Origin of the sequence: Pedobacter punctiformis (genome assembly GCF_027213715.1) — a bacterium.
Taxonomy (GTDB): Bacteria; Bacteroidota; Bacteroidia; order Sphingobacteriales; family Sphingobacteriaceae; genus Pedobacter; species Pedobacter punctiformis.
In genome coordinates, this window is record NZ_JAPWGM010000003.1 from 339,364 (window position 1) to 359,068 (window position 19,705).

Consider the following 19,705-nt stretch of genomic DNA (forward strand, 5'->3'; position numbering starts at 1 on the left):
CTCAACATCTAAAATAACACTAATGAAAAAAATTCTAATTGCAATCTCATTCCTCTTACTTATAAAAGTAGCGCCAGCACAGGATTTAGTTAAAAAAATACCTGGTAATGCATTTACTGTGGCAACAATAAAAGGTGATAATGTTTTTAAACTGATGTTTATTAAAGATTTTAACGAATCCTTTTTAGGCAAGAAACTATTAACAGAAACGTCTAAATCACTGGATAAAGACCTTAACAGTATTGAAGATTTCGGGATAAACCTGGAAAAAAGCATGTACTATTTCAATCAGTTTACGGATAGTATTTCATACAACTGCTTTTTAATTCCGTTAAAGGATCCTGCGAAATTTGAAAACCTGATCAGGAATAAAAATGAAAAGGTAAAAACCAGCGGGGATGTTAACACATTGACCTTACCAGACAGTTCAAGTTTGCTGATGTGGAATAAAAACATGATGTATTTTGTTAGCGGAAGCATCAGAAGTTCATTTTTTGCAGACTCTGTAAAATCTGCAAAGTATGGCATAAAAGATATCCGTTATCAAAATAGTGATGATACTATGATTGATAGCGCAGCAGTTGCTGTAGATTCGACTTATGTAATGGATGCCGCTGCCACTGCCGCCGCTCCTGAAGTTTATGAAGAGGTAAAAAAACCTGCGAAAAAGACCATTCAAAAGAAAAAAACATCAAAAAAGACAGCTGCTAAAAAAGGGTCGAAGAAAAAACCGGTTAAGAAAAAGGCACCAAAAATTGAAGAAGTTGAAGAAATTGCTACTGCTACGGTAGTTTTAACCGATACAGTTGATATGGAAACTCCTCCACCCCCAGCTTATGGCGGGGATCGTTATGATGAATACCAAGGTGAACGTAAAGAACAGGAAGATAAAAAGAAAAGACTGGCCTATAGCTGGATGACTGCGCAGGCGAACACGATCTTTAACGGAAATTATGAATCTATTGCCAGCAACAAATCTTACACAAACAGCCTTGATGATCAATCCATTGCCAGTATTTGGGTATCAAGTTTACAGGATGTTTATAATATGTTAACCCCTGAATTAGGTGCTTATTCTGCTTATGGAAAAGCGGGGATTATGAAAGGTTATGGCAGCCTGACTTCAAAATTATTTATGGATAAGCAAAGTTTTCGCATTTCAGCAGAATTGGAAATGGCACAGGAACAGGCTGATGCTTATAAAAAAATCATGAACAGGAAGCTGAATAAAAACTTTCTGAAATATGTAAATAGTGAAAAAGCAATTGGTTTTGTAAGTTATGCTATTGATACCAAGGCTTATCTGGAAGAGTTTCCTAAGCTGATGAAACAAACTTATGGTACTTTGCTGGGCGCCAAAATGGATGAAGAAATAGAGCTTGGAACAGATTTATTTTCTCTTTTACTGGATGAAGAAGCCGTAAGTAAAGTGGTTAAAGGCGATGCTCTTTTTGTAATAAACGGATTAAATACAAAAGATGTAGCCTATACCAGTTATGATTACGATGATGATTATAACCGTACAGAAGTTAAAAAAATGAAGAAAGAAACCTTGCCCGATTTTCTTTTCATGTTCTCTTCTGAAGACACCAAATTGTTTCAAAAGTTGATTAAATATGGTGTTAACAAAAGTTATGTTATACCAGAGCAGGGCATTTATAAATTAAAAGAAACCAAAAGCCCGATTGATGTTTACTTTATGATTAAAGATGGTATTGTATTTTTTGGCAACTCGTTAACTGAAATGCAAAATATTTACAACAACCAGTTTAATACCAGCATTAGCAAAAAACATAAAGATTTATTGAGCAAAAATAACTTCAGCATGTTGTTTAATCCTAAAAATTTAATTGGCAAGGTACCTGACGAAGAATTTGGAGGTGCTGAAACTGCAGAAAAGTTTAATAATACTTTAAGCAAAATGGGTGATGTTTATATGAAATCTAATCCTATTAAAGGCAATATTGTTTCAGGAGAGGTTAGTGCAGAAATTCCAAACGGACATGAAAATGCTTTAAAATACCTGTTCTCATTGATAGAAAATGCAACAAAATAGTTCAGTTTTCAATTCACAGTTGATTGATTAACCAATTCAAAATAGTTAAGCAGCATTGCTTATGAAGAAGTTTTTTAAAATAACAGCAGCAATATTAGTATTGCTGCTTATTTTTTTTGTTGGCACTTTTAAGTACAGGCAATATAAGGCTAACCGCATGCTTATACCTGCAAATGCAACGGCACTTGTAAAAATTAATACGGATCAGATTTATAAAAGCATTGGCTTAAATATGATCTCCAATTTGGGTTATTATTTAAAATCCGGGGAAAAGAAAAATACTAAAACGACTGCAACAAAGTTTGATACTGGCCTCGATATCCCGGCTGCTATCTGTTTTTATACGGTTGAAGGTAAATCAGATCATCTTTTTTTTACCCGTTTATCAATAAAAGACTCCGTAGCCTTTAAAAATTTCATTACAAAAACGCTGAATTTAAAACCTGCTAAAAATTTTAAAAACGAAACTTATTTTGCAATGTCAGCAGACAAAAGGCTAACGATTCTTTACCATAAAACGGCGGTTGCAATTGCCTGCTCTTCTGGTATTGAGGATTCAGAACAAACATTAATAAATATACTGGATCAAAAGAATTTTGTAAAAATAAGCGAAAGCAATTTTAAAGACTTAAATAAATATAGTGATCATATCCTTTTTACAGATCAGAAAAACATCGCTAAATTAAATTTCAATAGTGGAAATATTGATTTTAGCAATGAGTTTACCAGTAATCTGCAAATACCTGCAAAAACTGTGGAACACCGGGTTTTTAATCCGGAAAATACAATGAATCTTTGGCTAAATGCCAAATTGGGAAAGGGCGAGAATAAATCCTTAAAATTAAAAGACCTTAACCTGGAGCGCGACAGCATTGCAAAATATTATAACGGTTATCTGGATGTGGAATGGACAAACTCTACGTCACAAATTGATTCTGTTATTACTTACGATTATAACGATGATTTTGAAAAGGTGGAGAAAGTAACCTTGCAAAAACATGATGTTCCTAACCTTTCAATTAATGTTGCCGCAAATGCAAATGGCCTTAAAAACTATTTACAACAGCAAAATTTTATTATAGCAGACAGTAACGTGGTAAACAAGTCTATATTTCCGCTCTATAAATTATTTGTTAGCAACGGGCCACAAAATCTATTTTTTAGTACCAGCAAGCGTACCAAATTAGATCTTAAACAAGAGAAAACAACTGATTTTTTTTACTTAAACATTAACTTCAACAAAGTAAATAAGCAAATCAGCCTTCCGTTTATAACCAATTTTGCAAAATCACTTAATAAACTCGAAGCCAAAGGAAAATCAATTGGGCATAATAAAGTGAGGATTGATGGCAAACTGGAATTTAACAATAAGGATATTAATGCATTGTATCAATTATTGAAGAGCTTTTAATACAATAAGCTTAGCATGGGCTGCAAATCGCATCTTTGTATCCGGATTTTTACTTTCGATACCTATAAATTATATTTGGTCAGTTAATCTATCAAAACATCTGTTAAATGCTGCATGACAATCTTATTTTAATCCTTACTTTATTGCTAGGTGTAACCTTTTTGGTTATGATCGGGCAAAAGCTAAAGATTTCTTACCCTATATTCCTGGTTCTGGCCGGTTTACTCATTGGTTTTATTCCGGGTATTCCGCGAATTAAAGTAGATCCGGAAATTGTTTTTCTTTTATTTCTGCCTCCACTTTTATATGAAGCAGCATGGTTTACTTCCTGGAAAGATTTTTGGGAATATAAAGGTGCAATCTTTTTAATGGCCGTAGGTTTGGTTTTAATTACTTCCGTTGCCGTAGCTTATGCATCAGTTGCTTTTATTCCCGGTTTTACACTTGCGCTGGGCTTTTTATTGGGCGGAATAATTTCGCCGCCCGACGCCATCGCAGCTGCTTCTATTTTGAAAGGAATAAAAATCCCTAAAACAGTTACCTCACTTTTAGAGGGTGAAAGTTTAGTAAATGATGCTTCCAGTTTAATTGTATTTAAATTTGCTTTGGTGGCTGTAGTAAGCGGAACATTTGTTTTTCAGGATGCAGCTGTAAATTTTGTATCGGTGGCCGGGCTAGGCATTTTAATCGGCCTGGGTATTGGAGGTATATTTTATGTAATTCATCGCTGGATGCCTACCACAGAAAATATAGATACGGTTTTAACCCTGCTTACCCCCTATTTTATGTACATCGTAGCCGAACATTTTAAGGCTTCGGGCGTAATGGCTGTGGTATCGGGCGGTTTGTTGCTTTCCAGCCAGTCACATGTAATTTTAACCTCAAGTTCAAGAGTAAGAGCCGTTTCTGTTTGGTCTGCTCTTACTTTTATGCTAAATGGAGTTGTTTTCATCCTGATTGGTTTGGCTTTACCCGATATTGTTCATGGCCTAGGTCCCGAATACCCCTTATCAACTGCTATAGGTTATGGCATTGGAATAAGTATGCTGGCCCTTTTTGTTCGTTTCTTCTGGCTTTTTTCAACCAGCAGAATTACCAGTCTGGTTAATAAAAAAACGAGGATACGTTATCAGGGTATGACCTGGCATTCTTCAGTTGTAATTATTTGGGCAGGTATGCGGGGTGTAGTTTCATTAGCCGCTGCGCTATCGATTCCTGTAATGATTTCAGACCAGATTCCTTTTCCTTTGCGAAACCTGATTCTGTTTATAACCTTTGTTGTTATATTGGTTACGCTGGTTATTCAGGGACTTTCCTTGCCACTTATCATTAAATTACTAAAGATTCCGGAAAACAAACATAAGCTACCGGAGCAGGAACAAACGACTCAAATTAAATTAAAATTAATCGATTTGTCTTTAGAAAAATTACAGGCTGACTATCAATATCAATGTACACATAATGAATTGATGGTCAACCTTAAAGCCGAACTTCAGCATTCATTAACAGAACAGAAGGATACCCTTCAGGCATTTAAAAAGGGAGAAATTGATCAACGGGATTTGAAAGCATATCATGAAATTATGCTTGATTTAATTAAGGTTCAGCGTGATGAACTGCATCACCTTAAAAGCAATAAAAATTATGATGATGATGTGATCCGCAAAGAAGAATGGCGGCTTGATTTAGAAGAATTGAGTATTACTTCATCTGATTAAAAAGGTTACCTTAAATGAAAAAGCCCTGCAGCATAAAAACTGACAGGGCTTTTGAATTATGAAACCATATAGATTTTAAAATATATGGCTTTAAAAATATTATGGCCAAACACCTAAGTTCATGTAAGAAACTGCAATTTTATCAATTGAATTTACAAATGCAGCCGTTCTCAACGTTTGAGTTGCCGGTTTGTTCATTAAAGTTTCTCTGATCTCGTGGTACGAATGAATCATTGTATCTTCTAAACCAGAATTTACCAATTCCATTTCTGATGCACCTTTAACAATCATTAAGCGGTGTTCAGGTAAAATGGTTTTACCGGTTAAGTTTTCTAAAGTGGCAATCAAATTTGCATTTGAATTTGCCGCATAACGATTTTCCATACGACCGAATGCAACATGAGAAAGGTTTTTCAACCATTCAAAGTAAGAAACGGTTACACCACCTGCATTGCAATACATATCAGGAATGATAATACCACCCATTTCGGTGAAAATTGCTTCTGCTTCAGGAGTAGTTGGTCCGTTTGCACCTTCAGCAATAATTTTCGCTTTAATGTTACGGATATTTGCTTCAGTAAACTGGTTTTCTAATGCCGCAGGAACGATAATATCGCAATCCTGCTCTAAACCTTCCATCGAATTTTTGAAGTCTGTAGCACCCGGGAAACCTAAAATTGAACCTGTGTTTTTACGGTGAGCAAAAACCTCATCCACATTTAATCCGTTAGCGTTGTAAATTGCACCTTCATATTCGCAAAGGCCAACAATTGTAGCTCCAAATTCAGCAAGGAATTTAGCCGAGTGATAACCTACATTACCTAAACCCTGAACGATTACTCTTTTATCTCCTAAACCAGCCTTAAAGCCAATTTTAGCCATATCTTCAGCAACTTCAACACATTCGCGTACTGCATAAGCAACGCCACGGCCTGTAGCCTCTTTACGCCCACGGATACCGTGTAAAGCAATTGGCTTACCAGTTACACATCCTAAAGCATCCAACTGACCAGGGTTCATGGTCATATATGTATCAGCAATCCAGCTCATTTCACGTTCACCTGATCCATAATCCGGTGCAGGAACGTCGATACCAGGACCGATGAAGTTTTTCTTAATTAATTCTGTAGTATAACGACGGGTAATGGTTTCCAATTCAGCAACACTATATTGTTTCGTGTTAATTTTGATCCCACCTTTTGCACCGCCAAAGGGAACGTTTACAATAGCACATTTGTAAGTCATTAATGCAGCTAAGGCCATAACCTCATCTTCATTAACCATTTCGCTATAACGGATACCACCTTTTGTTGGGCTCATGTGGTGCGAGTGCTCCACACGCCATGCATCAATTACTTCAAAGCCATTTCCACGGCGGATGGGGAATTGAAAACGATATACACTGTTACATGTTTTAATCTGGTTCAACAAACCTTCTGGATGGTTGGTAAATTGAGCCGCACTGTCAAAGTTTTTACAAACATCTGCAAAAAACTTGTTCTCGTCTGCTAGATTAGCCATTATATAATTTTTATGAATTTAGTATGCTGCAAAATTGCCTAAAAAAACCGCATATATGCAAATCAAAAAACACTTAGTGTACAGCTAACACATTTACAGGATACACATAAAAATAGGTTTAAATGATTTAAACTTAGTTTTTAGTCGAATTTTCTTTTTCAATTTTTTTTAATCTTTTATCCATTGAGAACAGATAAAGGATTAAACCGATCAAAATAATCACAATACAGGTTACTACGACATAAATTTTGCCATTGCTACGCAAGGTATCGGCCATTTCTACACCATTATCCTGAGCAAATAATTGCAGGGCAGTAATCATTAATATTAAGGAGAAAGTAATTTTTTTCATTGCTAATTTCATTTAAAAATGCTGAGCATTCAGATGCTCTAACCGTTTTAGTTTTGTTGATGTTTGTTTTCTAATGTGCGGATTCTAAAACGGATGGTATAAACCCAATAACCTATTAATATCCAGCCTAAACATGCAGGGTAAAATACCATACGCATACGGCTGTCTAAATCGTAGCTGTTAAAACCCGGGTTGCCCCCATTACCGGGATGCAATGAATCTTTCAACCGCGGTAAAACAAATAATAAAACCACCATCATCGGGAAAGCAAAAATATTGTAAATGGCAGATAGTTTGGCTCTTTTTTGTTCTTCATCAATTGCATTACGAAGAATTAAATAAGCAAAATAAAGCAGGATTGAAATTGCAGCGAAGTTTTGCTTTGGATCGAAACTCCAGAACTGGCCCCAGGTGTATTTTGCCCAAATGGCTCCGGTTATTAAACCTAAAACACCAAAAATAATACCGGCATTTACACTTTCTACGGCTTTTAAATCATCGATTTCGCTTTTGCTGCTCAAAGATTTTACACTGTAAAATACAGAGATAGAGAAAAGCACAATCATTGCAAACCACATCGGCACATGGAAATACAGGTTTCTGATTGTTTCATTTAAAATAGCCAGGTGTGGTACGCCCAAAAGTAAGCCTGCAATGGTGGTATAAATCACCAAAACAGCACCCAAAATTTTCCACCAAGTTTTACGCATATAAATTTATTTGATTGTTGAAAGACTAAACTTCGAATTTGAACCATTCAAACCGGTGATTTAATCATTCATTTATTATATATTTTTAATCCCGCCAAAGATAAGGAAATAACAATAACGATGCTGCAACAGTCATTACGTTAACAATAACCAACATTCCTATATCATCCAAACTATTTTCCCATGGTAAACCATCAACCGCATTTTTAGCCAGTTTAATCAGTAATATCAATACCGGAATAATAATTGGAAAACTTAAAATGGCCATGAGCATGCCCCCGTTACCTGCTTTACTTGAAATTGCCGAAACCATTGTAAAAACCGTAGAAAAGCTAATGGCGCCTAAAATTACGGCAATGTAATACATCCCTAAATCAGGCGGAGTAAAGGTATCAAAAACCAAGGCATAAAACCCCAATGCAATAGTGGTTAAAACCAACATTAACAACGTATTATAAATGGTTTTCGAAATTAAAATGGCCGCCGGACTTGCTAAAATATAGCTGTATAATTGTTGTCCCTTATTTTCCTGCAGAAAACTTTTAGATACACCATTGATAGATGCAAAAAGCATAATAACCCAAAATAAGGCATTCCAGGTTAATTTATCGCCCAGGCTTACAAAAGATAAATAACAGGTAAAAATAGTGGATACCACGTACAACAAAACGCCGTTAATAGTGTATTTGGAACGCCATTCTAACAGTATCTCCTTGTGGATTAAATATTTAACCTCTTTGGCCAGTTGCATAACCGCAAAGATACTTTTATTGCTAAATATTGCATGCTAAAATTGTTGTATTGTTGTAATATTGTATAGAGTTTTTAGTAATAAGTTAGACACAGAAACCTGGATTAAAAATAAAACTCCATCAAACCTTTAAATTATGTTATACGCTTCAGTTATAGAATCGCCTGTTGGCAAGTTAACCATACTGGCTGATGAAGCATATGTATGCGAGGTTACTTTTGCGGAAAAAGATGTGAATAGCCTTGAAGAAAATACACTAACCATAAAGGTAGCCGGACAATTAAAAGACTATTTTGAGGGTAAGCTCCAAAATTTCGATTTCCCGATCAAACAAAATGGGACCGAATTTCAACAGGAAGTTTGGCAAAACCTTTTAAAAATCCCTTACGGGACAACGACTTCTTATGCTAAATTTTCTGAGCATAATCCTTTAGCCATACGGGCCATTGCCGCAGCCAATGGTAAAAATAACCTTGCCATTGTTGTACCTTGTCACAGAGTAATTGGCAGCAACGGCAAATTGGTGGGTTATGCAGGTGGTTTGTGGCGTAAGCAATGGCTTTTACAGCATGAAAGAGAAGTTAGTCATACCGGACAAACAGAATTAAAGTTTTAAACTATGAATCCATTTTTAGATATCGCCCTGCGAAGTGCCGCTGTATATGTTTTTATGCTGGTTGCCATACGCCTTACAGGTAAAAAGGAGCTTTCTCAGTTAAATACAACTGATGTGGTTTTGATTTTATTAATCAGTAATGCGGTTCAAAATGCTATGGTTGGACAAGATACCAGTCTTTTAGGCGGAATTGCTGCAGCTGCTGTATTGTTCATCTTAAATTTTATTTTGAAAAAATTCCTGTTTAAAAGTCAAAAACTGCGTGATCTGATTTATGATAAGCCAGAAATTTTAATCCATAATGGTAAAATGGATTTCACCATGTTAAGTAAACTGGGTATTTCTAACGAAGAACTTCAGGAGGCTATGCGTGAACATGGTGTAGACCATTTTAGGGACGTTAAACTGGCCATGTTAGAGGTTGACGGTAACATCAGCATTATATCAGGTGATAAAAATTTAAAACAAACACACTGGAAGAGAAAACGACAACATAAAACCTTGGGGTTAAACAATTAGCCTCAAATCGTAATCTCCTGAAAATAAAAAAGTTCCTTAATGACCAGCGAAAAAAATTACCTCAAAGCAATCCGGTTAATTAATATAGAAGATAGGCAATGTGACTTTGAAGTTGGAAAAATTCCGGTTAGACAGCATATTAAGCAATTTGGTATGATGGAATTATTTTACGGAAAGACATAAAAGGTCGCAACCTTTTTTCAGTTGTTGTAATATCACTAGTTCAAAGTTATAAACTACTCTGTTTTGCCGGCTTTAATTTAGAAGTGCTAAAAAGCATAAATAATACCCCGACCAAAAGTACAATCCAGCCCCACTGAAAATGAACCACTTTACCAATAAGTTTATTAGCAAAACCATATTTAGTATAATTATGGGCTGTAAAATAAACAGCCACAACACTTAAAATATACCAAATTGCCATAATAAAACTCATAAACTTAAAAGCCCCAACTTTTCTAATAAAAAGAATAAGAACAGAAATTGCAACTAAAGCATAGGTAATAAAAAATAATCGGGTATCTGACTGATATAAATTCCAGTTACCTTTAACAGGTACCCTAAGCATTGGGCAAAAGCCGGAAATTACGCAAAGTACAATACCCAGCCAGGCATAAAATTTATTTAAAACCAACATATTTTGAGTTTATTTTTTCATGTCAATACCCATTTTATCAGCAAAATGAGCACAGTAATCGCGTAAATCTTCAACAATTAAGTTTTCTCCGGTCGCTTTTAAAAAGCTATCTCCCATTGTTTGAAGGGTTTCGTAGAAAAAACGCTTCATTTCATCAACAGGCATGTCTTTTGTCCAAAGATCAATGCGCATCGAGTTTTTATAATTATGATCCCAAAGGGCTAAAATCATCGATTTTACAGGCACCTGATCTTTAGTTTGTGCATCGGTACTTTCCCAAAGAATGTTCTCGGGCATATTATTATCATCTAACTCTACAGTTATTTTTATTTCTGCTTTTCTCATTTTAAAATTGATTTCACCTCTTTGGTGACTCTTTTTGTTCTGTATTTTACGGCTGCAAATATGCTTATTTTAAAAGGTATTTCTAATTGGTGTTAAACTACTTTTTGTAAAATTAACATCAGAATTATAGCTATGACGATAAATACCATTTCTACAATCCATATTCTTTTTAAGTCTTTTAAAGTGAACCTAAAAATTAAATCGGTAATAAATGAAACAACCACAAGGCCAACTAATAGCGACGCCATTAAGCCATTAAAATTAAAACTGTAGCCAGGTGTAGCTAAGCGAACTGGTTTAATAAAGAGATAAATTGCAACAACCGCAGAAATCGCTGCAACAATATTTAATGGCGTAATCCTTAATTTCATTACTTTTTCTTATCGAATTTTTTACCTTTTTTAAAAGTTTTAATCACTTTCCCTGCCTTTGCTTTTGCCTTTTCTCTAACCTTTTTCTCTATAGCTGCTGCATGTTTTTTCTCGTGGAAAGCGCCTTGAAAATCAGGATCTTCTTTCCTTTTTTGCATATCAATTTCCTTCGCAATATGCTGACGTTCTTCATATGGAGTTTCATCAATATAAACGCCTTCAGGAATTTCTGCAACAGGAATATACTGGCGGATTAATTTTTCAATTTTACGGATATAATATTTTTCGGCATCGGTAGCAAAAGTAATGGCATCGCCCTTAGCATAAGCTCTTCCGGTACGACCAATACGGTGTACGTAATCTTCGATAATAATTGGCACATCAAAGTTAATTACATGGCTTACATCACTTACATCTATTCCCCTGCTCGCCACATCAGTAGCCACTAAAACCCTGATATTACCTTCCTTAAAACTATTTATAGAGTTAATCCTGGTATTTTGTCCTTTATTAGCATGAATTACACGAACGTTTGCAGCGCCATATCTGCGCTCAATAAAACTATAAATATTATCGGCTACAGTTTTTGTTTTGCAGAAAATAATTAAGCGGTTAAAAGCTTCATCATTTTTTAACAAATGCTGTAATAAGTTAATCTTCGTTTTAAAATTAGGCACATAATACAGCGTTTGAGTAACATTTGCTGCCGGAGTGGCCTGTTGAGAAGTTTCAATTATAGTTGGATTCTTTAAAAAATCTCCCGCAATTTTTTGAACCAGTTCGCTCATCGTTGCCGAAAAAAGCAAATTCTGACGTTTACGCGGAACAATTTCCAAAATCCGGTGAATAGAGCCAATAAAACCCATATCCATCATTTTATCCGCCTCATCCAGCACTAAAAACTTAAGGCTTTGGGTATTGATATCTCCTGATAAATATAAATCTAAAAAGCGACCCGGTGTAGCAATAATAATGTCGACACCTTTGGCAATTTGTTCTTTTTGTGCTTTGGGGCCAATGCCACCAAAAATAACAACAGAACGAATGTCTGTATAAACCGAAAAACGTTTAACTTCTTCGGCAATTTGCATGGCAAGTTCGCGTGTTGGCGATAAAATTAACGCTCTTGGGTTATCGCCCTGCGCATATTTTAACTGCATTAACATTGGCAATACGAACGCTGCAGTTTTCCCGGTTCCGGTTTCGGCTATCCCGAAAATATCCTGTCCTGATAAAACCGGCGCAATTGCTTTTTCCTGTATAGGCGTTGCAACGGTATATCCTGCTTCGGCTACTGCATTTAATATTTGCCTGTTTAACTTAAATTCTTCGAACGATTTTGCCATAGCGTACAAAGATAGTGATTAAGGTTGAGGGTTTGAAGGCGTAAAGTAGAAGGTTAATACCTGATTGCAAACTCAATTCCCTTTAGGGGATTTAGCGGTAAAGCACTTTCAGTAATTCTTCGCTTTCGAAAGCCCTGCTAACCGCTTTACTTCGTTACACTTCGTGCCCGCTATTATCAGGTTTATTTAACTTAAAACAGCAATATAAAACTCAGTTCTCTCCTTCCATTAGCCCAAATCTTGATACTTGATATTCGGTACTTAATACTAATTTACTACCTTTGAAGCCATGAACACTTATCTGATAAAAGCGGCCAAAATTGTAAATGAAGGCCAAAAATATATTGCTGATGTTTTAATTAAAGATGGAATTATTGCCAAAATTGGTCAGAATTTATCTGCAACGGGTGCTCAGGAAATAAATGCCGAAGGTTTACATCTCCTACCGGGCATGATCGATGATCAGGTTCATTTTCGCGAACCCGGATTAACACATAAAGCAGATATTTTTACGGAGAGTATGGCTGCTGTTGCCGGAGGGATTACCTCTTTTATGGAAATGCCAAATACGGTTCCAAATACTTTAACACAGGATTTATTAAAAGATAAATATAACATTGCTTCTCAAACTTCATTGGCTAATTACTCGTTTTATATGGGTGCCAGTAATGATAATATTGAAGAAGTATTAAAAACAGATCCTAAAAACGTTTGCGGAATTAAGGTTTTTATGGGTTCATCAACCGGAAATATGTTGGTTGACAATGAAAAAACTTTAGAAAATATTTTTAGCAAGGCCCCGATTTTGGTTGCTACGCACTGTGAAGATGAAGCAACCATCCGTCATAATCTGGCAGAATTTAAAGCAAAATACGGCGATGATTTGACCATTGATATGCACCCTTTAATCAGAAGTGCTGAAGCCTGCTATAAATCATCTTCGATGGCCGTTGAACTGGCTAAACGTTATCAAACCCGGCTGCACATTTTACATATTTCTACAGCGAAAGAAATTGCCTTATTTGATCATACAACAGCTTTAAAGGATAAAAAAATTACCGCCGAAGCTTGTGTTCATCACCTTTGGTTTAACGATAAAGATTATGTTGAAAAAGGGAACCTGATCAAATGGAATCCAGCGGTAAAAACGATTGAAGATCAGGCTGGTATTTTGCAAGGCATTTTAGATAACCATATTGATGTAATTGCAACCGACCATGCGCCGCATACCCTGGAAGAAAAGCAACAGGCATACGCACAGGCACCTTCGGGTGGGCCATTAGTTCAGCATGCTTTACCTGCTTTATTTGAAATGCATTTGCTGGGCAAAATTTCTCTGGAAAAAATTGCAGAGAAAACAGCGCATAATCTTGCCATTTGTTTCGATATTGAAAAGCGTGGTTTTATTAGAGAAGGCTATTGGGCAGATTTAGTTTTAGTTAACCTGAATGATCCCTGGAAAGTAACAAAGCTTAATAATTTTTATAAATGCGGCTGGTCGCCATTTGATGGGCAAACTTTTCAGGCAAGTATTACACACACATTTGTTTCAGGTAATCTGGCTTATCAGAATGGTCGTTTTACGACAGATCAGATTGGAAAACGATTAACATTTTCGAGATAGTTTTGCTATATTTGTTTAGATTAACAATTTAAAAATGACAGACTTACAATTATATTCAGAAATCTCTTCACTCCCTTCAAATTTGAAGCAGGAAGTTTCTGACTTTGTCGCCTTTTTAAAACAAAAATCTAAACAGAAAAACATACCGGCTAAATCAGACAGTAAAGTAGAAGAACCTTTTGTCGCTTACAGATCCAAATTTTCTGATATTTTATTAAATGGCCCGATTTTTTCCGAGGAGCAGATTCAAAGTATTGAAGAAACAAGAAAATCTATAAATGAATGGAGAACCAAATAATAATGGTTGACACTTCCATATTGATAGATTACTTTCGTAAAAAAGACAAATCGAAAACAAAGCTATTTATTCTATCTCAAAGATTTGAAAATTTATGCATTTCAAGCATAACTGAATTTGAAATTTATACAGGTGCAAAAAGCGATCAACTAAGTTTCTGGAAAATGATGTTGTCTAATTTCATCGTTTTTCCATTTGATAGCGATGCCGCTTTAATAGCTGTAGAAATTCAAAACAAATTAAAAAAATTAAGAAAAGCAATTGATAAGGCCGACTTGTTTATTGCCTCAACTGCTGTTGCTCATAATTTAACTTTCGACACACTTAATCAAAAACATTTCAAAAATATTGAAGATTTGAAATTGTTCAGTATGGGTTAGTTATGATATATCGAAAATCTCCTTTTATAAAGTTGTTAATATTACTTGGTTTTGCTTTTTTGATTTTCCTTTTTGGTTTATTTCCTGCGGCAATTCAAAAATATTATTCGACAGGGTTTTATCCGTACATATCTTCTTCCCTGCGCTTTATTTCTTCGATTTTTCCGTTCGCTATTGGCGATCTGATTTATGTTGCACTAATCGCCTTTGCGATTTACAAAATTGTTAGATTTTATAAAAATAGAAAACAGCTTAAAAAGCAAGACAAAATAATTGTTCCAGTACAAATTCTGAATTCATTTTTAATCCTTTACATCCTTTTCAAAATCGTTTGGGGGCTAAATTATAGTCGCCCGGGTATTAGCCATGAATTAGGTATCGGAAATAAAAAATACGATGTTAAAGAACTGGTTTTGCTTGGCAATTATTTCGTGGAGAAAACAAATTCCTTGAAATTACAGACTGTTAAACAAGGTATTACACCCAAATACACGATAAAAGAACTAGAAACCAAATCTGCTGCTGCTTATGCTGTAATGACCAACAGAAATCAGGTTTTCAGTTATCGAAATCCGTCCGTAAAAGCCGTTTTAAGTCCATGGTTAACTAGCAAAATGGGTATTGAAGGCTATTATGCACCATTATCAGGCGAGGCTAACATCAATACAAATGTGCCTGATTTTGTTAAACCATACGTTACCTGTCACGAAATTGCGCATCAGCTAGGCGTTGCTTACGAAGATGAAGCGAATCTTTTGGGTTATTTAACCGCAGTAAACAGTCCCGACGTAAATTTCCAATATTCCGCTAACTATGAAATGTTGCGTTATATCTTGTTCGAAATCAGAATGAAGTCACCAGAAGATTATAAAACACTGTACAATAAGCTTTTGCCTCAGGTTTTGACTGATTTTAAAACAGAAAAAGAATTCTGGCGTAAATACAATGGAGAAATGTTTGGCTATATGGATGCCGCCTTTGATCGGTTTTTAAAGCTTAACAATCAGAAAAAAGGTATTGATAGTTACCAGGATATTGTAATCTGGCTTTGGAATATGCATAAAAAGGAGTTAGCAGTCTTAAGTCCAAAGTCTTGAGTCACATTCCATTTTCATCTTACCACTTACAGGCTTTCCTATCCATGTATAGCTTCTTTTATTCCGAAACTCTGGATTAATTCCCCTTCAAATTCCAGCCATTCAGCCCAGCGTTTATCCACATCAACATCGGTGCTGTACTTACGGGCAAAGTTTAAAAACGTAGTATAATGTCCTGCTTCAGAAACCATTAATTCGTGATAAAATTTAGCCAGTTCCTGATCTTTAATATTCAAAGATAACACCCGGAAACGTTCGCAACTTCTGGCCTCAATCATTGCAGCAAATAAAAGTCTGTCTATAAAAGCCATATTCCGGCTTCCATCCTTCTTGCTAAACTTAACCAAACGGCCAACATAATCATCCTTACGCTCCCTGCTTAAAGTATAACCCCGCTTCTTTATAATTTCAATAACCATCTGAAAATGTTGCATTTCCTCAATAGCAATCGCTGTTAATTCATCAACTAAATCCTGATGTTCAGAATTTTGTGTAATTAAAGTAATGGCATTTGTTGCCGCCTTTTGTTCGCACCAGGCATGATCAGATAAAATTTCTTCTAAATTAGATTCAGCAATATTTGCCCAACGCGGGTCTGTTAATAATTTTAATCCTAGCATGGTTGTTTCAAAATTCAAAGCCCAAAATTAGAAATAATCAGCACGGTTTTAAAATTGTGTGGCAAAAACAACTTATTTTGCAGAAATTTTGCAACATGACCCTTAAAAGAATATTGATTATTGGATTAGTATGGCCCGAACCCACATCGTCGGCAGCAGGCACCAGAATGATCCAGCTAATCAATTTATTTTTATCAAAAGGATTCGAAGTTGTATTTGCTTCTGCAGCTTCAAAAAGTGATTTTAGTTTCGATTTAAAAGGTATTGGCGTTACAGAAAGAGACATTAAACTGAATGATGAAAGTTTTAATGATTTTTTAAGGGAAATAAATCCGGATGTTGTCATGTTTGATCGTTTCATGGTTGAAGAACAATATGGATGGAGAGTGCAGCAAGAATGCCCTGATGCTTTTAAATTGCTGGATACAGAAGATTTACATGCTTTGCGGCACGCCAGGCAACAGGCTGCAAAAAAAGGGTTAAAAACAGAATCAATAAATTTATTTACGGATATGGCCAAACGAGAAATTGCGTCCATATTACGCTGCGATTTATCTTTAATCATCTCTAAAATTGAAATGGGTATCTTATCGGATCAATTTAAAGTTGATTCCTCTTTAATTTATTATCTCCCGTTTTTAGAAGAAGAAATTACTGCACAAACCATTCAAAACTGGAAAACCTTTGAAGAACGGAAAGATTTTATATTTATTGGCAACTTTTTACATGAACCCAACTGGCATACCGTTCAGTTTTTAAAAGCAAAAATCTGGCCTCAGCTAAGAAAAAAACTTCCAGGGGTAAGCCTGAACATTTATGGTGCTTATGCTTCACAAAAAGTTCTTCAGTTAAACAATAGTGAAGAGAAATTTTACGTACACGGACGGGCAAAAGATGCCAGAGATACCATTGCTAAACATAGAATATTACTGGCACCGATTCAGTTTGGTGCAGGTGTAAAAGGTAAATTTGTAGATGCCATGCAAGTTGGCACACCTTCAGCAACCACTTCTATTGGTGCTGAGGCAATGAAAGAGGGTTTAAACTGGAATGGAATTATTGAAGATGATTCGGAACTTTTTATCCAACAGGCTGCAGCATTATATCAAAATAAAAACCTTTGGTTAAATGCACAAAAAAATGGCGTTAAATTACTTAATCAACATTATGGAAAAGCCAAATTTGAGGATATGTTTATTGAAAAACTTCAGGATTTAATGCACAATCTTAACAAACACCGCGAACACAATTTTATCGGTCAGATTTTACAGTATCATACTACACAAAGTACCCGATACATGTCGTTATGGATAGAAGAAAAGAATAAAAACAAGTAAATCTTCAATCCTGACAACATTACAACATTCTACCCCTTAAAACCTTATAACAATGTTGTAAATTTGTTGCCTATGGCAAAAATATCAATCAACCTGGCCACAGGTTCATTTCAAAAAGAAGAAATTATAGTCGGTATAGATTTAGGCACAACCAATAGTTTAGTTGCTTTTATCAATCCGGATAAAAACCCGCAAGTAATAAACGATACCGGAAAAGGGGTTTTAGTACCTTCGGTAGTATATTTTAATAGCCAAAGTGAAGCCATTGTAGGTAATGAAGCCAAAGAATTTTTAACTACAGATCCTTCCAATACAATTTTCTCTGTAAAACGTTTATTAGGCCGTTCATATAAAGACGTTGCTGAGCATGCAGCTATTTTTTCTTATAAAATAATTGATGACGACACCGATGCTTTAGTTAAAATCCAGGCTGGAAACCGTTTTTATACCCCTATTGAACTCTCTGCAGAAATATTAAAGGAATTAAAAGCAAGAGCAGAACACGCCCTGAAAACGCCAGTTAACAGAGCAGTCATTACTGTACCAGCTTACTTTAATGACAGCCAGCGCCAGGCCACACGCGACGCCGGCAAACTGGCTGGTTTAGATGTAATGCGCATCGTTAATGAACCAACTGCTGCAAGCTTAGCTTATGGAATTGGTTTAGACCCCACACAACAAAAAACCATTGCCGTTTACGATTTAGGTGGTGGCACTTTTGATGTGTCTATTCTTCAAATCCAGAATGGAATATTTGAAGTTTTAGCCACTAATGGCAATACTTATTTAGGTGGCGATGATTTCGACAGAGCTATTTTAAATTACTGGTTTGAGAAAAATAATCTGAATGCTTCAGAAATTGCGCAAAACAATATTTTAATGCAAACCCTGCGTTTGCAGGCAGAGGCTGCTAAAAAAGCATTATCCAGTCAAAATTTATACAATGAGCAAGTTGGCGATATTTGGTGCACTTTGGATAAACAAACTTTTGAGCAATTGATCTCTGCCAAGGTTGAAGAAACCATTGTGGCTTGTAAAAATGCTTTAACGGATGCTGGCTTAAGTACAGCAGATATTGACGAAGTTATTTTAGTTGGGGGCTCTACCCGTACGCCATTTGTTAAGCAGCAGGTAGAAAATTTCTTTGGCAAAAAGCCACAGGATAACATTAATCCAGATGAAGTTGTTGCGCTCGGTGCTGCCATACAGGCGGATGTACTGGCGGGAAACCGTTCTGATATTTTATTGCTTGATGTTACCCCGCTTTCTTTAGGAATTGAAACGATGGGCGGTTTAATGGATACTATTATTGCCAGAAACAGCAAGGTGCCAACTAAGGCGGGCAGACAATACACCACATCAATTGATGGGCAGGTAAACATGAAAATCTCTGTATTTCAGGGAGAACGTGATTTGGTTAAAGAAAACCGTAAACTAGCAGAGTTTGACTTAAAAGGAATTCCGGCAATGCCTGCTGGTTTACCTAAGGTAGATATTAACTTTTTGCTTAATGCAGATGGCATTCTAACGGTACAGGCAATTGAACTTCGTTCGGGTGTAAAACAGGAAATCGAAATTACCCCAAGTTATGGTTTGAGTGATGATACAGTAGAAAAAATGTTGATCGACAGCATTACTTATGCTAAAAGTGATGTAGAACAACGTATGTTAATAGAAGCCCGCAGCGAAGGCGAGCAATTGCTTTACACTGCAGAGCGTTTTATTGAAAAACATGCTGAACACTTAACAAAAGAAGAAATTACGGAAACAAAAAATTACATAGAAGCGCTTAAGCAAGCTTTAGCAACTGCTGAAAAAGACAACATCTTGAAAAAAGCCGACGAATTAAATGAATTTACCCGCCCCTTTGCCGAGCGTGTAATGGATGCCGCCATTTCTACCGCTATGAAAGGTAAAAAGATAGAATAATATTAACATATACTTAGAAATAGGTTAGACCCGATATGGGTTACTTAAATAATTTGAGGTGATCGTC

The 19,705-nt window shown here is 35.8% G+C and carries 21 protein-coding genes; 12 read left to right on the forward strand and 9 right to left on the reverse strand.

Translation table 11 applies throughout. The features are described from left to right. Window positions 1–22 precede the first annotated feature (22 nt). The 3 genes from O0955_RS10595 (at window position 23) to O0955_RS10605 (ending at window position 5,185) form a co-directional block, all read left to right on the forward strand. Complete coding sequence (locus O0955_RS10595; RefSeq protein ID WP_269427521.1) at window positions 23–2,056, forward strand: hypothetical protein; 2,034 nt, start codon at window positions 23–25, stop codon at window positions 2,054–2,056. Between the two features lie 61 nt (window positions 2,057–2,117). Beyond that, window positions 2,118–3,467, forward strand: coding sequence for a hypothetical protein (locus O0955_RS10600; RefSeq protein WP_269427522.1), 1,350 nt, complete (start codon window positions 2,118–2,120; stop codon window positions 3,465–3,467). 107 nt (window positions 3,468–3,574) lie between these two features. Continuing rightward, a complete protein-coding gene (locus tag O0955_RS10605) occupies window positions 3,575–5,185 on the forward strand; it encodes a Na+/H+ antiporter (protein WP_269427523.1) in 1,611 nt (536 codons plus the stop codon). Between the two features lie 99 nt (window positions 5,186–5,284). Here the strand turns inward: O0955_RS10605 and O0955_RS10610 are convergent, their stop codons facing one another. The 4 genes from O0955_RS10610 to O0955_RS10625 all read right to left on the reverse strand — a co-directional run bounded on the left by O0955_RS10610 (window position 5,285) and on the right by O0955_RS10625 (window position 8,519). After that, on the reverse strand, window positions 5,285–6,706 hold the full coding sequence (locus O0955_RS10610; protein WP_269427524.1) for a Glu/Leu/Phe/Val family dehydrogenase: 1,422 nt from the start codon (window positions 6,704–6,706) through the stop codon (window positions 5,285–5,287). A gap of 133 nt (window positions 6,707–6,839) precedes the next feature. After that, window positions 6,840–7,058 carry a CcmD family protein gene (locus O0955_RS10615; protein WP_269427525.1) on the reverse strand — a complete coding sequence of 73 codons (219 nt, stop codon included), beginning with the start codon at window positions 7,056–7,058 and terminating at the stop codon, window positions 6,840–6,842. A 47-nt stretch (window positions 7,059–7,105) separates the two neighbouring features. Then, window positions 7,106–7,768 (reverse strand): cytochrome c biogenesis protein CcsA, encoded by a 663-nt coding sequence (gene ccsA, locus O0955_RS10620; protein ID WP_269427526.1) that lies wholly within the window; start codon window positions 7,766–7,768, stop codon window positions 7,106–7,108. 85 nt (window positions 7,769–7,853) lie between these two features. After that, window positions 7,854–8,519, reverse strand: a complete 666-nt coding sequence (locus tag O0955_RS10625) for a heme exporter protein CcmB (protein ID WP_269427527.1) — start codon at window positions 8,517–8,519, stop codon at window positions 7,854–7,856. A gap of 136 nt (window positions 8,520–8,655) precedes the next feature. Between O0955_RS10625 and O0955_RS10630 the strand changes: the two genes are divergently transcribed. The 3 genes from O0955_RS10630 to O0955_RS10640 are packed head-to-tail and all read left to right on the forward strand — an operon-like array spanning window position 8,656 to window position 9,837. Continuing rightward, window positions 8,656–9,135, forward strand: coding sequence for a methylated-DNA--[protein]-cysteine S-methyltransferase (locus tag O0955_RS10630; protein ID WP_269427528.1), 480 nt, complete (start codon window positions 8,656–8,658; stop codon window positions 9,133–9,135). Between the two features lie 3 nt (window positions 9,136–9,138). Continuing rightward, a complete protein-coding gene (locus O0955_RS10635; RefSeq protein WP_269427529.1) occupies window positions 9,139–9,654 on the forward strand; it encodes a DUF421 domain-containing protein in 516 nt (171 codons plus the stop codon). Window positions 9,655–9,693: 39 nt separating this feature from the next. Next, on the forward strand, window positions 9,694–9,837 hold the full coding sequence (locus O0955_RS10640; RefSeq protein WP_269427530.1) for a hypothetical protein: 144 nt from the start codon (window positions 9,694–9,696) through the stop codon (window positions 9,835–9,837). Between the two features lie 46 nt (window positions 9,838–9,883). On the opposite strand, the gene O0955_RS10645 is transcribed toward O0955_RS10640, so the two are convergent. From O0955_RS10645 to O0955_RS10660, 4 genes are all read right to left on the reverse strand, one after another. Next, window positions 9,884–10,291, reverse strand: coding sequence for a hypothetical protein (locus O0955_RS10645; protein ID WP_269427531.1), 408 nt, complete (start codon window positions 10,289–10,291; stop codon window positions 9,884–9,886). Window positions 10,292–10,300: 9 nt separating this feature from the next. Next, window positions 10,301–10,636 carry a gliding motility protein GldC gene (gene gldC, locus O0955_RS10650; protein ID WP_269427532.1) on the reverse strand — a complete coding sequence of 112 codons (336 nt, stop codon included), beginning with the start codon at window positions 10,634–10,636 and terminating at the stop codon, window positions 10,301–10,303. Between the two features lie 92 nt (window positions 10,637–10,728). Beyond that, on the reverse strand, window positions 10,729–11,007 hold the full coding sequence (locus tag O0955_RS10655; RefSeq protein WP_269427533.1) for a hypothetical protein: 279 nt from the start codon (window positions 11,005–11,007) through the stop codon (window positions 10,729–10,731). Next, a complete protein-coding gene (locus tag O0955_RS10660) occupies window positions 11,007–12,353 on the reverse strand; it encodes a DEAD/DEAH box helicase (RefSeq protein WP_269427534.1) in 1,347 nt (448 codons plus the stop codon). Before O0955_RS10660 ends, O0955_RS10655 begins: the two co-directional genes overlap by 1 nt. Window positions 12,354–12,642: 289 nt before the next feature. Here O0955_RS10660 and O0955_RS10665 point away from each other — a divergent pair, with 289 nt between their 5' ends. From O0955_RS10665 to O0955_RS10680, 4 genes are read left to right on the forward strand one after another with little or no spacing between them, the layout of a single operon-like run. Beyond that, entirely contained in the window at window positions 12,643–13,977 is a 1,335-nt protein-coding gene (locus O0955_RS10665) for a dihydroorotase (protein WP_269427535.1), read from the forward strand. A gap of 34 nt (window positions 13,978–14,011) precedes the next feature. Further along, a complete protein-coding gene (locus tag O0955_RS10670) occupies window positions 14,012–14,275 on the forward strand; it encodes a DUF2281 domain-containing protein (protein WP_269427536.1) in 264 nt (87 codons plus the stop codon). Then, entirely contained in the window at window positions 14,260–14,655 is a 396-nt protein-coding gene (locus O0955_RS10675; RefSeq protein WP_269427537.1) for a type II toxin-antitoxin system VapC family toxin, read from the forward strand. Before O0955_RS10670 ends, O0955_RS10675 begins: the two co-directional genes overlap by 16 nt. A 2-nt stretch (window positions 14,656–14,657) precedes the next feature. Beyond that, window positions 14,658–15,752: a DUF3810 domain-containing protein gene (locus tag O0955_RS10680; RefSeq protein WP_269427538.1), complete on the forward strand. Its 1,095-nt coding sequence runs from the start codon at window positions 14,658–14,660 to the stop codon at window positions 15,750–15,752. Window positions 15,753–15,790: 38 nt separating this feature from the next. Here the strand turns inward: O0955_RS10680 and O0955_RS10685 are convergent, their stop codons facing one another. After that, a complete protein-coding gene (locus O0955_RS10685; RefSeq protein WP_269427539.1) occupies window positions 15,791–16,372 on the reverse strand; it encodes a MiaE family protein in 582 nt (193 codons plus the stop codon). A gap of 95 nt (window positions 16,373–16,467) precedes the next feature. Between O0955_RS10685 and O0955_RS10690 the strand changes: the two genes are divergently transcribed. Together O0955_RS10690 and dnaK are read left to right on the forward strand one after the other, a co-directional pair. Continuing rightward, window positions 16,468–17,709 carry a glycosyltransferase gene (locus tag O0955_RS10690; protein WP_269427540.1) on the forward strand — a complete coding sequence of 414 codons (1,242 nt, stop codon included), beginning with the start codon at window positions 16,468–16,470 and terminating at the stop codon, window positions 17,707–17,709. Window positions 17,710–17,781: 72 nt separating this feature from the next. After that, window positions 17,782–19,638, forward strand: a complete 1,857-nt coding sequence (gene dnaK / locus O0955_RS10695; protein ID WP_269427541.1) for a molecular chaperone DnaK — start codon at window positions 17,782–17,784, stop codon at window positions 19,636–19,638. Window positions 19,639–19,705 lie beyond the last annotated feature (67 nt).